General features: G+C 33.6%; 6 protein-coding genes. All 6 read right to left on the reverse strand.

The genetic code is table 11. The annotated features are described in order from the left end of the window. The 6 genes from ACFS6I_RS23810 to ACFS6I_RS23835 all read right to left on the reverse strand — a co-directional run bounded on the left by ACFS6I_RS23810 (window position 1) and on the right by ACFS6I_RS23835 (window position 16,112). Complete coding sequence (locus tag ACFS6I_RS23810; protein WP_380924291.1) at window positions 1–3,174, reverse strand: SusC/RagA family TonB-linked outer membrane protein; 3,174 nt, start codon at window positions 3,172–3,174, stop codon at window positions 1–3. Window positions 3,175–4,271: 1,097 nt separating this feature from the next. Further along, window positions 4,272–5,636, reverse strand: a complete 1,365-nt coding sequence (locus tag ACFS6I_RS23815) for a SusD/RagB family nutrient-binding outer membrane lipoprotein (RefSeq protein WP_380924293.1) — start codon at window positions 5,634–5,636, stop codon at window positions 4,272–4,274. An 11-nt stretch (window positions 5,637–5,647) separates the two neighbouring features. Then, on the reverse strand, window positions 5,648–8,707 hold the full coding sequence (locus ACFS6I_RS23820; RefSeq protein WP_380924295.1) for a SusC/RagA family TonB-linked outer membrane protein: 3,060 nt from the start codon (window positions 8,705–8,707) through the stop codon (window positions 5,648–5,650). Window positions 8,708–10,087: 1,380 nt separating this feature from the next. Beyond that, window positions 10,088–11,140, reverse strand: a complete 1,053-nt coding sequence (locus ACFS6I_RS23825) for an endonuclease/exonuclease/phosphatase family protein (protein ID WP_380924297.1) — start codon at window positions 11,138–11,140, stop codon at window positions 10,088–10,090. A gap of 188 nt (window positions 11,141–11,328) precedes the next feature. Next, a complete protein-coding gene (locus tag ACFS6I_RS23830) occupies window positions 11,329–12,903 on the reverse strand; it encodes a SusD/RagB family nutrient-binding outer membrane lipoprotein (RefSeq protein ID WP_380924299.1) in 1,575 nt (524 codons plus the stop codon). Window positions 12,904–12,914: 11 nt separating this feature from the next. Further along, a complete protein-coding gene (locus tag ACFS6I_RS23835; protein WP_380924301.1) occupies window positions 12,915–16,112 on the reverse strand; it encodes a SusC/RagA family TonB-linked outer membrane protein in 3,198 nt (1,065 codons plus the stop codon). Window positions 16,113–16,608 lie beyond the last annotated feature (496 nt).

Consider the following 16,608-nt stretch of genomic DNA (forward strand, 5'->3'; position numbering starts at 1 on the left):
TTAGAATTTAAGATTTACGCCTGCAGCAATTGTTTTATTTGGAGAATATACATAGTCTGTAGTTCCTGTAAAATTATACTGTGGATTTAATCCTTGACGGGCAGAAAATACTGCTAAATTATCGCCTTGCGCAAATACTCGAATTGATTTTAACCCAATTTTTTCAAAATCAAATGTGTAACCAATAGAGATGTTTTTAATAGCAAAATAAGACGCATCTACTAAAGCTCTATCAGTTAACTGCAGTACCATATCTTTTTGAATTCTAGGAATATCGGAAATATCTCCAGGTTTCTGCCACGCATTTAACACTTCCCTTGAGTAATTATTCCCTAAATATTGTGGATTCAAATAATTATAACCTACCGCATCATTAATTTTACCACCAATAGAATAGGTAGTCATCATAGAAAAATCAATTTTTTTATAACTCAAAGATGTTGCTAGAGATCCCATAATCTTCGGAATTCTACTTCCAGAAATTACACGACTTGAAGCTGCTTTTGTACGGTCGTTAGAAACATAATGTTTACTCCGATCTAATTCATCAGCTTTATTATCAAAAACCCAGTAGAGCTGATCTCCGGTTGATGGATCTACACCAGCACTACGTGCCATATAAAATGAATTGATTGTTTCGCCTTCTCTAATAATTGTTGAATTTGAAACAATTTCTTTGCTCTCGTCAGTCAATTTCAGCACCTTATTTTTTACACGAGAACCCATCACTGTTACATTCCATTTCAGATCGCTATTTTTTATAAAATCATAACCCAATGAAAGATCAAAGCCTGTATTTTTCAAATCTCCAATATTGGAATTAAAACCATCAAAGCCTAGCGAAAATGCCATTGGGCGATTCAATAACATATCTGTCGTTTTACGAGTATACCAGTCAAATCCAACAGATAAGCGATCATTCAAGAAACGTCCGTCAAGGCCTACATTCAAACTTTGATTTTTCTCCCAGGTAACCTCTTTATTTTCAACAGATGTGACTGCTCCACCATTATTATTTGCATTGTTCCAAGTCAGATCATAAAAAGCTTGCCACGCATAATAAATAGGATCTCCGTCAGAATTTAATAAATTATTATTTCCTTGACCACCATAACTCGATTTAAGAGTCAAGCTATTAATCCAAGAAACATCTTTTAAGAAAGTTTCTTCAGAAATTTTCCAAGCCCCACCGACTGACCAAAACGTTCCCCATCTATTATCTTTTTCAAATCTAGAAGAACCGTCGCTACGGAAACTTCCTGATAAGAAATATTTATTATCAAAATTATATTGTAAGCGAGAGAAATAAGATTCTATTTTATCGTTATGTTCATATGAGTTTGCATCAGCAATAGTTGCTCCTGGAGCTAATTCATATATACCTTTAAAAGGAAATCCCGTTTTCTGAGCACTTAGTAAATTATACTTATAATTATAATTCTCATGTCCTAACAATACATCAACATTATGTTTACCAAAATCTCGCGTCCAAGTCAGCAATTGATTAAATGTATACGAAAAAGTTTTTGTCCATTGTTTATTTAATCGTCCACCAGTAGCAGCCGCATTACCAAATTCAGGATTATAATAATAAGTATATTCATTTACACGATAATCGGCACCAAGATTAACAGCGAATGCAAATCCTTTCCAAGCACCATATTTATCATCGCGTGTATTAAATTCAACACCACCTCTTGTACCAACATTATCAATATTGTTATAGTATCTATCTTCAAATAGTGTTGCAACAGAGTTAAAGTTTTGCTGAGCACCGGAAGCTCTATTCTTGCCATAATCGTACTGTCTCGCACCAAGAGCATCATTAACAATGTCACCTTTGCTATCTCTAATCCAGATTGGATAAATAGGAGCCATTTGCTCAGAGGAGTACCATACATTGGACGTTGCTGTACCTGTAGCATTTAATGATTGAGAATTTGCTTTTGCAAAATTTGCCGATAAAGATCCTTTAAACCAGTCCTTTGGTGTAAATTCATTATTAACACGACCAGAATAACGATCAAAATTAGTGTTTCTCAATAATCCTTTATCTTTCAAGGCATTCATTGAAGCCATCGCTTTATATTTGCTTGAGCCACCAGACATATCAAATTGATACTCTTGACGTACTGGACTTTTTGCCGTTACTTCATCCAGCCAATTGTCATTCCATTTCAACTGGGCACTTGGATTTATCTTACCTGTTGTTAAATCAAATAATTGATCCACAGGAAGATTGTAAGGATTATATTGCTCATTAATACCAAAAATAGGTTCAACAGTACCTGTCATCCTTTTGATTGTATTTGCAGCGGCATCGGCTTCAGACATTCCATTTGCAAAAATATCTTGATTCTTATATGCCTGAAAGACTGTTTCTAGATATTCCTTGGTATCCATTACATCATAGCGTTTTACCGCTCTAGAGTTGACACCAATATTTGCCTTGAAATTCACATTGATCTTTCCGTCTGTATTTTTACCAGATTTTGTCGTGATCACCACAACACCATTTGCAGCACGAGAGCCGTACAGTGTAGATGCAGCAGCATCTTTTAGAACGGTCAGACTTTCTACATCATTTGGATTAATTGAGTTTAAATCACCATTAAATGGAATACCATCAACGACATATAAAGGATCTGCTGAAGCATTAATCGATCCAAATCCTCTTACACGAATGGTTGCACTTGATCCCGGTTGACCAGATCCAGCTGTAGCAACGACACCTGGTGCTGCACCGTCTAACGCCTTTGTAATATTTGACAGTGAACGGTTCTCAATTACATCTGTTTTAATAGTTGAAGCAGCTCCAGTGAAAGATGATTTCTTGGCAGTACCATAAGCAACTACCATTACTTCATCCAAATTTTGATTTGAATCTTCCAAAGAAACATTAAAAGCAGACTGTCCTTCTTTTACGATTAAGGTTTTGTCAGAATAACCGACAGAACGAAAAACAATAACTTTTCCTGTTGGTACTGAAAATGAGTAATTTCCATTCAAATCTGTTTGGGTAGCTATAGAAGATCCTTGAACAGCGATCGTCACTCCAACCAATGGTTTCCCATCAGAACTTGTTACACGACCACTAACTTTTTTCTCTTGTGCAAATGCAACAGAAGTCAGAATCATACTACCCACAAAAAAACTGAGTAATGTTTGTTTCATATGTTTATGTTTATTTAAGTATTTAAAGTCCCTAAAGACTTTGGTTAAGTAAATTTCTTTTCATAAAATCTTAAGTAATAAAATACTTTTGATTTCCAATATTCAAACTAATGTAAATCGCTCATTTTCTTTCCTTTTTTCTACAAAGAAAAACAACGCAATCGATTGTCCATTTTCGTTTAACATATTCTTATTAAAACTACATTAAACGCTTAAAATATTTCTTTGGTCAAATAGGCAATGGCTCTTATTTAAAAGTGGTCTTTCCTAAACATTTTTTAAAAAATTAAACTATATACTTGTTAAAAAATGTTAAAAACAAAGTTAAAATAATAATTTAATTAAACAACTTTTCTTAAAAATGATTTAGGTTTTAAATATTAAAATCTTAAATCATTAAAAAAATATGTTCAATTATATTAGCCATTATTGGTCTAAACACTAAAAAGGCTATATTACTTTTTTTATCTTACAAATTCTTCCATTTAGAACTTTATATTCAACAATAGTTCTTCAGCTTACAACCTTTAAAAATTAGTTAGCATATTTTGTTAAAAAAATGTTAAAACAAATATATATCATTTTTAAAATTAAAAAACATAAAAATGATATGCTAGCATATAAAAGCCATAAGTAAACCACAACACACTGGTATACAGTTATTTATTTTTAATAAAAATTGTAACAATTTTTATAACTCCAGAAATAGTCATGTTGCTTAAAAGTATATATTTTAGTGTAGATGATTAATCAACCACCATTATAATATCTATATCCCATCAATTAAACCAATTTTGTTTATTTAACAAAATACTCCATTCATTTCCATTTTGACCTATTACCCTACACGGATACAAACACTATGAAATAAGTGATTAATAAATTACAATAAAATATTTTATACAATAGGAGAATTCAGATGTAATTCAGAATATTTAAAAAACTAATTATGGGAACATCAGTTTTATTTTTAATAACCTCAAAATAAATTGGAATTCACACACGAGATCAAAATTTGCTATTAAAAAGCAAAGCAGCAGAATCATCTACTGCTTTGCTACAACGTAATAACTTTTGCCGACTAAATTATTCAACTACTACATCCCCCACCACACTGCAACATTCATAGGAATGTTTTTAGCATTAGGATTGTAAAGTGTTGTTGTCAAAGAAAATGGATATCTTTTAGGAATATAATCTAATTCCGCTCCAGCAGTTTTAGGTCGAGGAGCTAACATTGGAATTCCCGTTCTTCTAAAATCATTAAAAGACTCGATTCCTTGACAAAACATAGCTACCCATTTTTCTGTCATAATATCAGCTTTTGTTGCAGTGGTATAATTTGCGATAGTGGCAGAAGACTCTTTCCCTCCAGTAACATAATCCACATTTGCTTTTATTGCATCGTTTAATACTGATGAAACATTACTGCCCTGTCTTTGTTTAACTTCAGCTTCAATAAACTTTGCTTCATAATATGTTACAATAGGATAATTCTTCTCAACAGCAAAAAACTGACCAACTACTGCTGCATCGGACTCAACAGTCTCTTTTGTTATATCACCTCCTATGTAAACACCCTTAGTATTAGGTGAAAGAAAATATTTCAATCGTGGATCTGTTTTACTATTCAAACGATCTACAAAAACTTTATTTCCTACCATATAGCCAAATCGTTGGTTTTGGAATGATCCCCATTGATTTTGTGATCCACCAACAGCACTATGAACAGCTTCTAAATTATCACTATTTGAATTAAGTCCTTTAGATAAATACTCTAAAACCTTAGCTTCTGTTCCTTGAACCTTTGAAGATGTTCTATTTAGATACCTCGCTCTTAAAGTATATGCAACCTTAGTCCATTTTGACATATTACCCTGTCCCATCAAATCGTCAGTACCTGGTAAGAAAATATTTTTTTCTTTTGCCGTTTGAAAATCTGTAATAGCCGCTTCTAGAAGTCCATCTATACTTTTATATATATCCTCCTGAGTGTCCAATTTTGGAGCTCTAATTCCTTCATCAATTTTAAATGCTTCAGAATATGGAACATCTCCCCAAAGGTCAGTCGCTACGCTTAAATTTATTGCCATAATAACTTTCGCAATACCTGAATAATGTGGATTTTCAGCACCAGCTTTATCCATCAATAATTTAGCATTATTCATGGTTCCTGCATACAAACCAACCCAGACATTATCCCAGTCTCCGGGAGTTATTCTGTAATTTTGATAGTCGGCATATTGGGCAGCTGTTCCAGCAGTATGTTGCACCATTATACTACCAATTCTTGCTAAGTCACCTTCAACATTTTGAAAAGTATTTACTTCCAATGCTGTCAACATTGTTGCAAGCGATGCATCTGCTGGGTCATTGGGACTTAAATAAAGATCATCTCCAGTTCTACAACCAATAATAGCTGTAAAACAAATAGCATATATTAATTTAAATTTATTTTTCATTATATTATTTCTTAAAAGCCTACACGAAAATTAATTGAATAAGATTTAGTTCCTGGATTATTGAAGAAATCATATCCTGCAAAATTTTGATTTGAGCCAGTTAAACTCGTTTCGGGATCAATTCCTTTATATTTTGTAATCAAAATTGGATTTCTTAAGTTTACTCCTACTTGTATAAATTGGATCGCTTTAGAAACCTTAGTGAAACGATAAGAGACATCAATAGATCTTAATCTTGCCCAAGATCCATCTTGCATAGCAATTTCCGAGGAACTATTTCCCAGATAATTTTTAAAATATCTTAATGCTGAAATTTTTGTAATGTTTTTTTCACCCTCATTTGCTCCAGGACCGTAGACACCTTCTATAACATATTCTCTTTCTCGGTCTGCAGTCTCCTCTGCCTTACCTCTGTTATATAATCCGGCTTGAGTTCCTCCCCATATTTTTCCACCCTTTCTGAAATCCCACAGGAAAGAGAATGACAAGTTTTTATATGAAAATTCGTTATTAATATTCATCAACCATTTAGGAATTGTACTTCCCACATTATCAATTTCATCTTCATAAATCGGTAATCCACTAGTTTCATCAATCAAAATTTTACCTTGTGCATTTCTTTGAAATTTCTGAGCATAAAGTACGCCAAAAGGTTCTCCAACTATTGCATAAGATTGAGGAGCAGAAAATGCAGAACCAATTGACAATTTATCAACACCTTCAGCCAACTCCGTTACCTCGTTATTATTCTTGGACCAATTTAAAGTAGCGTGCCAATTAAAATTATCTGATTTATAAACATGCCCATTTAATGCTAATTCATAACCAGTATTTTTAATCTCACCTATATTATTATAATAGTTTTCATATCCTGAAGTAGGATCAATTGGTTGCGAAATTAACAAATCAGAAGATTTTTGTTGATAATAGGTAAAATCAAATCCCAATCTATTTTGCAAAAATTTCATTTCCAAACCTGCTTCATAACCAACATTTCTCTCAGGACCTAATGATGGTGAAACCGCTACACTGCTGATAGCAAAACCAGTTTGACCTAAATAAGGAAATGAAAATCCAGTCATACCATCAGCAACAGTTGGAACTGTATAGTAAGCTCTATCCGAATATGCTGTTGGTGAAATACCTACATTCGAATATGCTAATCTAACTTTTCCAAAATTGACAATTTTTGATTCTTTGAACAGATCTGAGAACACGTAGGAAATATCAGCCTTCGGATAGAAAAATCCCTTCGCATTCCGTCCAAAGGTTGTGGACCACTCATTTCTACCTGTTAATGTTAAAAACAAAATACTTCTATAATCAAATGTGGCATCTAAAAATATTGCTTTAGAATTAGTATACTCTTCCGTATTACTTGCATATAACTCACTTGCTGATGCAAAGTTATAATAATTAGGCATGCTTAAATTTCGGCCTCTTGCAAAATTAGCACGATATTGTTTATAATTAAAGTTACCGCCCAATAAAGCATTTACAGAAAAATCTTCATTAATTTTGGTGTTTAACTTCAATAATAAATCTGTGTAAATATTTTTAAAATTTACATTAGTTCTTTTAATTTCACCAAGTCTCGTAGCATTATCATCACCATTAGATCCAATTGCATAAATCTGGGTACCTTCAGTTGAATAAGTATCCAGACCTGTCTTCCATGTCACAGAAAAGATATCACTTAACTTTACATCTGTGTAAGCATTCCCTAAAAACCGGCTATTTTCTTCTTTATAAGGATTATTCTCAGTAGACCAATAAGGGTTATCATAATTTGAAAAATACTTTTTCTGAGTACCATCAGCGTTTTTATAATCGGCTAGATTAAAATCAGCCGGAGTTCTAAACAAACTCAACATTGCACCAGCAGTATTACTACCATTTTGTGCAGCTCTGGTGTTTGAATTTGTATAGCTAAAATTTCCACCTACAGTAATTTGATCATTCAATTTCGATTCGGTTCCTAATCTGGTTGAATATCTATTAAAATTTGTATTCGGAATAATCCCCTTGTTATTTACACTTCCTACTGAAAATCGGAAGGAAGTTTTTTCTCCACCTGAAGAAATTGCCAAATTATTATCAAATTGATTTCCATTTTGAAAGAAATCTTCGACATTATTATAGGCCGTTTTACCTGCTTTAGCAATATTCTCTCCCCAACTATCAGCAGATGTTGTCATATATTTACCATTTTCACCCTGTCCATAAACATTTTGAAATTTAGGAAGTTTATTGACTTGCTGAAGATCAAACCCTGATGAATAAGTAATCCCCAGACCGCTTCCCAGCTTCCCTTTTTTTGTGGTATAAATAACTGCTCCATTTCCTGCAGCTTGACCGTACAATGCAGCAGCAGCTGGACCTTTCAAAATAGTAACAGTTTCTATATCATCTGGATTTATATCCAATGCACGATTACCTAATTGCACTCCTGCTAAATTTTGATTATACGGATCATCCCCAGCTCTAATAAAATTTACACTATTGTCAATTGGAACACCATCAATTACTATTAAAGGTTGATTATCTCCCGAAAAAGTCGCCGCACCACGTAGAACAATTTTAGAGGAAGCTCCTGGAGTTCCACTTGATGATGTAATTTGTACACCAGCAGCTTTAGCAGCCAATCCTTGAATAATGTTAGCCTCTCCAGATTTAACTAAATCCTCACCACTAACTTTAGACGTTGAATAGCCAATACTACGAGAACTTTTTGAAATTCCTAAAGCTGTAACAACAACCTCATTCAGCGTATTATCCGAATTATCTAATGTTACATTAAAAGCTGATTGTCCTTCTTTAACAATTAAGGTTTTGTCAGCAAAACCTACCGAGCGAAATACAATAACTTTTCCTGTTGGTACAGAAAACGAATAATTTCCATCCGCATCTGTTTGGGTAGCTAGGCTAGATCCTTGTACTGCAATCGTTACACCTGCTAATGGTTTACCATCAGCACCAGTCACACGACCGCTGACCTTTTTATTCTGTGCAAATGCAACAGAGGTCAGAATCATACTACCCACAAAAAAACTGAGTAATGTTTGTTTCATATGTTTATGTTTATTTAAGTATTTTAAAGCCCTTAAAAAAAGCTTTGGTTAAGTAAGTTTCTTTTCATAAAACTTTAAAATCGAATCTCTTGAAAATATTATTCGATATTAAAATTAATACTCGATAAAGATTTGCGAGCTATTTATCTTATGCAGACAAAAAACGCAATCAATTGTTTAATTTTTTATTTAACAGAACTGTATTAAAAATACACTAAACTCTCCAAAATATTTGTTTGGCCTATTAGCTAATTGCTCTTAACATAACAGCAGTTTACACTAAAAACTCCTTATAATCTGAAATAACAAACTGATTAAAAAATGTTAAAACAATAATTCTGTTAAACAACTTTATAAAAAAGTTATACTAATAACGTTTATTAAATGTAATTCAACTAAAGAGTTGCATTACAATTTAAGTTTTTATGAGTTTAATTAGCATGTAACCAATAGAACCCATTTTTCCGATAGTTTTTATAATGTTTAAACTAAGTTTTGGCAGTTTATCTTTACTCTTCTTTCTTAAAAGAATTAGTTAGTATATTTTTAATTATAAAATGTTAAAACAAATATATATCATTTATAATTCCAATATTAAAAAAAATAATATGCTAGCATATAAAATTAGGAAAAAATAACACAACTATCTGTAATTGAGTTGATTATTTTTAAATCAATGTGTAACAAAAGCCTCTATTTATCCGAATAGCAATTGATTCTTATTCATAATGTAAACAATAAGTAAGAATTTAGAGAAAATACACCATCAACCCAAAACTTGTAAAAAAAATTTCAGATATAAAGGGCATATGTAAGCCTATTAAAGTAATTTCTTCAAAAGAATTTATCAAATATCATTTTTTCCAAGTTAAGAGTAAACTTAATGTGTTGATAAGTGAAATTAAAAAATCGCCACCAACAAACTTATTCACTACATTATACATATTATATTTGATTATTTTAATCGACCTCCTAATCATAAAACCAACAAAAAAAACAAGAATTCGAATCTAACACTGCTAAAATGGCGCGAAGCTCATTTTATATATAATTATTTTAGGAATAAAATAATTTGTAAAGAAAACAGCATAATGGAAGAATCTTTATCTAACTTGTGGTTAGTCCATCTCTATAAATTTATTAAAAGGAATACTTATAATAAAGTATAAGTATTCCTTTTTAATCGCAATATCAGCGAAATTCTACTTTATAGGACAGGATAGACTATTGAACTGATTTGTAAAAACACGAAACTTTTTTCTCATTTTAAATTTTAGTTTCTTTCTCGTGTGCTAATATTAATACAGTTATTAAACACAAAAAATTACCTACCATCTATTATTTATGAATGTCAAATTCACGAATATTTACCAAAAAATTTTAAAACTCAAACTTTACAAATAAAGCCTTATGATCGGTTGGCCATACTCCTACAGGTAGCAGAAATTCATCCTGACTATCCTCATCTTGTTTTTTACCATACTTGACTGTTGCAGAAGGACCGACAATATTGACTTCGGAAACTTTTAGAGGCTTATTTGTTCTATAATAAACATAATCAATACGATCCCTGTCATCTGCCAAGGGTGCCCAAGCTAATTTATCAATAGCGACATCTTTGTTATAGGCTGGATAAGTAAAACCGGGATGGCTAACAGGATTGGGATACTTCTTTCTAAAACTATCTACAAAGCCAGCCTCGGTTAATAATACAGAACAATCCCAAGGAACTATTGCACCTCTATGATCAAACAAATCTTTTGTTTCACTAGTCCAATCTAAATGGGACGGTTCATTGAAGTCACCAGCAATAACAATCGTCTCATTCTTACTTTCTTTGTCCGCATCTAGAATGATATCACGTATCGCTTCGTCCCGCTTTCCTTTTCTATTTGCTTCTATTATGCTTGCAACATCTACAATCGGCTGATCAAGCTTTTTCCAGGTAACACCATCATACCCTCTAGGCAGATAACAGGCATAGTTAGTATAATCCAAATGAACAGCATAAAATGTAAAATTTCTACCTGCTACTTGAATTTTACTTTTTAACACATTACCCACCTTATTGGCTTCAGTATATAAGGGTCTTTGATCCTTAATGGGGAATTTAGAAATAAAAGCAACATCTAAAGATGGTTCACTGGATATACCATAATAAAACGCATTTTTATTTTTTAATTCGGACAGGATTCTTTTTACAAAATCTGTGTTATTGTAATTCCTTACCTCACTAAACAACACTACATCTGCTTTCTTAGCAATAATTTCATCTGCGATAGTTGGAAAGCCATCTGGAACCATTGTACCTTCTTGCCAAATATTAATCTGCAGTACTTTCAATTGTGCTTTTTGTTGAGCAAGAACAACTTGCCCAACAAAAAAAATGACCAAGATGAATAGAAGATTTTTTAATTTGTTGATATATCTCATAATATGATTTTAAACAGCAACATTTCTGAATACGAAATAATTGTGAAGTTAAATATTTTTGAAATAAAATCTTGTTATTAGTTTATTTATAAGCTTAAGATTCTATTAATCCATATTCACATCCAACAAATAAAAACGGCAATCTCTTTCGAGATTGCCGTCTATATAATAAACCTTAACTTGTGATACTATCTAGTTCCACCAGCCCACCATACATTTTCAGTATAGACATATTGTCCATTACCAAAAGCTGCTTGAACATAAGGATTAGTTGTTGTGTCGTCACTACCATATGGTAAACGCAATGGGAATTTGCCCGGATTTTTCAACTCGATCAACTCTTCACCATTAGCTTTCCAACGACGGATATCGTTGTACATTTCAGTAGACTCACCAGATGCTCCAAAAAATCCTAAATATTTTTGGTTAGCAATTTCTTTCAACGGGTTTGCTACCAACAATGGTTTTACATTATTCTCAAAGTAGCTGTCAATATCTGCATCTGATAGTTTTGCAGTAGTTTCAACTAATGTACCATTTGCCAAAACTGTAGGAGCTGTAAATGCGGCATTAACAGAAATTTCTGAATTTTTAATTGCGGCAGTAACTGCATTTTTTAAGACAGGCTCAATTGTAGTTGCACCTTGACCTAAACGTTGCATCGCTTCTGCTTTCAGAAACTGTAATTCATGATAACTCAACAATTGTGTTGGAGCCGTTTGTGAAAAAACAAATGCAGAGGTTAAATAAACATATTGCACTTGATCGTTTTCACCATTTGGTGCTAATAACTTATAAGCGGCACTTTCAGGACTTAATTTATCAACTTGCTTCCATCCTGCTGTTATAAAATCACGATTTAAACGTGGATCTTTGCGCTCAATCATTTTATCAGCGATGCTTTTACTTGCCGCTAAACCATCCCTTGACCATTGAAAGTCAAATAATGGGTTTAAATTGGAACTATTGTACTGCGTAAACTTTGCTTCTTCGCTTGCATTAGCAAAAGATTTATCTATGTGAGCAATAATAGCATTTAAAGCTGCCGTTTTATCCGCAGTCACTTTTAACAAGCGCATTGCATAACGTGCTTTTAAACCGTGTGCAAATTTTAACCACTTGCTAGCATTACCATTAAATAATAAATCTTGCCCTCCTGCAGAGCCTGATCCATGTGTATCGCCCTTAGGCAAATTTACGATTGCGGCATCCAAATAAGCATTTACCTGTTTGTACAACTCCTCTTGTTTATCTAACTTTGGATTACGAATTTCCAATGGCTTAAATCCTTCAGAAAAAGGTGCGTCACCAAATAAATCCGTTAATAATGCTAAATTGTAGGCAGCCATTACTTGCCCCATACCTAATGTGGCATAGTTTCCTGACTGCAGTCCACCTTCAGAACATTTTTCGATTACTAAACGAGCATCTCTAAGAGATGTATACACTGAACCCCATGGATTATTAAATGTAGATGAAGTTTGAGGCTCACCTAAACGGTGCTCAGCGTTCCATAGTTGATTGTGTGTTCCAACCTCATGCTCAACGTAACTTGATAAGTACGTATTAAAATCACCTCCAACATTTGAAAATGCTGTACGTGTAATAACGTCAGTTAAAATAAACTTAGCTTGAACATCTTGTGGTTTATTTACATTTTCGTTAACACTGTCCATTGCATCTTCTGAACAAGAAGTAAAAACTACTGGAGTTGTTAATAACCCCATAGCCAATAAACCTATTATATTTAATTTAAATTTCATTGTCCTAATTTTTAGAATTTAATGTTTACACCTAGACCATAACTTGATGCCCCCGGAAGAGAAAAACGCTCAAATGCACCTGACATATTTGTATTTCCTTGAGACACCTCTGGATCATATCCTTTCAGCTCAGACCAAAGAATAATATTACGGGCAAAAGCATTTACATCAACTTTGATTTTCGAGTTTTGATAAACAGGATAACCTACAGCCACCTCACGTAATTTCACAAATGAAGTACCACGAATCGATGACTCAGAAATATTATTCATTGCTGTAAAATATTTGAAAGCATCAGTATTTGTTTGTTTACCATCTGCATCAAACTCAGGCATTGCATCGATCATGATGTCATTCACTTCGCCATTAGCTTTTACAGCTGGTAATTCGAATAGGAAACCATCTCCATTACGAAAATCTGCTGATTTTTGTGTTACCCCGTAATAATCTAAAACTCCCGCAGTACCGTGGAACATCTGTCCACCTTGTTTCCAGTCTAGAACAGCGGACAAACGAACTTTCTTATATTCAAACGTCGTATTAAATCCTAAGTTGAAATCAGGAGAAACTTTACCAATTACTTTTTCTTCACCTGCTTGTGGTAAACCATTTTCATCAACAACAATCTGTCCTGCATCGTTTCTTAAGTAAGAAACCCCATAGATCACTGGGAATTTGTAACCTATACCTGCACGGACCTGTGGTTCAGTAAAACCTCCCATGAAGATACTATTCACACCTTCTTTTAAATCATCTACATAATTATCGATTTTAGTAAAGTTGAAAGCAAAATCCCATTTAAAATCACCCGATCGATATGGAGCAACAGCTAATGTTAATTCATGCACGTTTGTATGGATCTTACCTCCATTCGTCACTAAACTTGAATAACCTGTAGAAGCAGCCAAAGGCACCTCAAAAATTTGATCTTTTACGTTTTGACGAGAGAAAGTATAATTCATATTGATCAATCCATTCCAGAAAGTCAAATCGGTACCTACCTCTATCGCTTGTGTATTTTGTGGTTTTAAATTTGGATCATACACTATAGTATATGGAGTATATGAAGTAATACCATTCACAGGGTATAAGATTGGTGTACCTGAAGAAAATCCTCCTCCATAAGTAGGTTTATCATAATAACTTTCATAATAGTCACCCGCCTGACCAACTTCGGCAAACGAAGCTCTAATCTTACCCATCGTTAAGACTGAACTTTTCAAACTTTCCAATTCCGTAAATACAAAACCTGCTGCTACGGACGGGTAGAAGAATGAACGGTTGTTACGAGGCATCGAAGAAACGATATCGTTACGACCGGTTGCATTTAAAAACAACATATTTTTATAAGCTAATGCTAAGCTACCGAATGTACCAAAAGTACGTGTGTGGCGCAACGTTTGCTCTGCAGTAACTGTAGCTGCATTGTTAATATTATCCCATCCCGGAAAGTTGAAATTCTGACCAAAAGCATAGTCTCTTCTGCGAACACGGTTAACAATTTCATTACCGACCATCGCATCCAATACCAAATCATCATTGATTTTCCAATTGTATGCAGCTGTACCTAATGAATTCCATTCAGTAACGGAAAAGTGGTAATTTTCAACCTCACCTTTACCATTTGCGTGACCATATCCCCATAAATCAGTGTAGTTTGAAGTGTAAGAGTCAACCCCTGCTTGGTATTTCAACGTCAATTTTTGGTTTTCACCTAAATCCGTTGCGTACTGTCCAAATCCATTACCAAAGAAACGTTGTGTATCTTCAGAAAATTTATTATTTTCAGTCGCCCAATAAACACCATCAAAACCAGTTGTTCCACGGTAAGTATTTTGTTTTGTTGGATTATTTAAATAGGAAGAAGGTATTCCTGCTAGATCATAAGAAGCTGGCGCTCCGTATAAAGTTGCTATAATACCATTATTTGCTCCAGTTTGTTTTGTGATTTTAGAATTAACATAATTACCTGTAAAACCTGTTGTCCATTTTTCTGACAATTTAGCTTCACCCGCTAATTTTGCTGTATAGCGATCCATCCCTGTAGAAGGTACAATACCATCGGCATTTGTTGCGCCTAAGGACATCGCATAACTTCCTTTTTCGAAACCTTGTACAATATTGAATGAATTATTAAACGTATTGCCTACATTAAAGAAATCCTTTGCATTATTATAAGCTTGTGGAGTAGCCCAAGGATCTAAACCCGCATTTTCACGTTGTGGCACAAAATATTTACCATCTTGCTTACCATATTTCTTAGTGTAAGCATTATCTGTATTACCTCCATAAGTAGCATCATTTGCCAAATCAGTAATTTTCTGACCCCAAGATGTGGAAGCTAATGGTGAAAACTTACCACCTGAACCTTGTGCATAGGTTGATTGAAAATCTGGCAATACTGCCACCTTATCAAATGATACGTTTGAGTTATAAGAAATCTGTGGTTTACCTTGTTTTCCTTTACCACTTTTCGTCGTGATCAAGATGACACCGTTAGAAGCACGCATACCGTATAGAGCTGAGGCAGCCTGTCCTTTCAAGATGTTGATACTCTCAATATCGTTAGGATCGATATCCAAACCTCTAGAAGAATAATCTGAACCTGTCACACCATTTCCAGTAGAAACATCGGAAGTAGAAGAGATCGGCAATCCATCGACTACATATAATGGAGAGTTATTTCCTGTAAATGAACGTGCGCCACGGATCGTGATATTAGCAGACGCCCCCGGCATACCTGAAGAAGGAGTTACCTGTACACCAGATACTTTACCCTGCAATGCTGTTGCTAAATTACTATTTGCTGCTTCGGTCAATTTACTTCCCTTAAGCTCTTGCGTAGCATAACTTAATGATCTTTTCTGACGCGTTTGGCCCATTCCTGTAACAACAACTTCCTCTATCGCATTCGCATTATCTTCTAATGAGATATTAAAAACTGAAGTATTGTTGTTAACAATAATTGTTTTTTCGCTAAAACCAATCGAACGAAATAAAACTACTTTACCTGCAGGTACACTTAAAGAATAGTTTCCATTTGCATCAGTTTGGGTAGCTTGATTAGTTCCTTGCACAACAACAGTAACTCCTGGTACCGCTTGGCCAGTTGTTGATGTAACACGTCCACTAATCTTCTTCTCTTGAGCGAATGCTACTGATGATAGAATCATCCCCCCAACGAGAAAACTAAGTAATGTTTGTTTCATGTTATTTAGTTTGTTAATTAATTTATGTAATATGTTTATGTCCATAAAATAAGATGTGCTTTTAAAACGTTTAAACTTTAATTGTCTAAACAATTCAAAAAACACAAATCAAAACCTCCTTCACCTTGACGGATAGCTTTTCGTGTACAAACAGATTTAACAAATTGTAGATCCAACAAATAGTGACAACAATCAGTTCACTATGGTGATCTTATAAGAATCTGTAAATTTTCTTTTTAAAATTTACGATGAATAATGTGGTAGTAAGCCTTCACAGACATTACATCTTGAAAGCGGGAAGCAAATATATATAGACAAAGTTGTTATTACAAGTATTTTAACAAAAAAGTTTTTTTTTCATAACTAATGTAAATATGAAGCTTCTATATTACAAATAATGCAAGCAGTACTGATATAAATTAAATTTTCACAATTACCCATTACACAGAATTAAATACGGCGATCATTAGATTTAACAAAATTTTAACATAAAAAA

The sequence above is a fragment of the Sphingobacterium anhuiense genome, assembly GCF_042686355.1.
Lineage (GTDB): Bacteria > Bacteroidota > Bacteroidia > Sphingobacteriales > Sphingobacteriaceae > Sphingobacterium > Sphingobacterium anhuiense.

Bases quoted from the DNA above. Each gene is read 5' to 3' on its own strand.
- ACFS6I_RS23825 (WP_380924297.1), bottom strand. From the start codon at position 11,140: ATGAGATATATCAACAAATTAAAAAATCTTCTATTCATCTTGGTCATT.
- ACFS6I_RS23820 (WP_380924295.1), bottom strand. From the start codon at position 8,707: ATGAAACAAACATTACTCAGTTTTTTTGTGGGTAGTATGATTCTGACC.
- ACFS6I_RS23810 (WP_380924291.1), bottom strand. From the start codon at position 3,174: ATGAAACAAACATTACTCAGTTTTTTTGTGGGTAGTATGATTCTGACT.
- ACFS6I_RS23815 (WP_380924293.1), bottom strand. From the start codon at position 5,636: ATGAAAAATAAATTTAAATTAATATATGCTATTTGTTTTACAGCTATT.
- ACFS6I_RS23835 (WP_380924301.1), bottom strand. From the start codon at position 16,112: ATGAAACAAACATTACTTAGTTTTCTCGTTGGGGGGATGATTCTATCA.
- ACFS6I_RS23830 (WP_380924299.1), bottom strand. From the start codon at position 12,903: ATGAAATTTAAATTAAATATAATAGGTTTATTGGCTATGGGGTTATTA.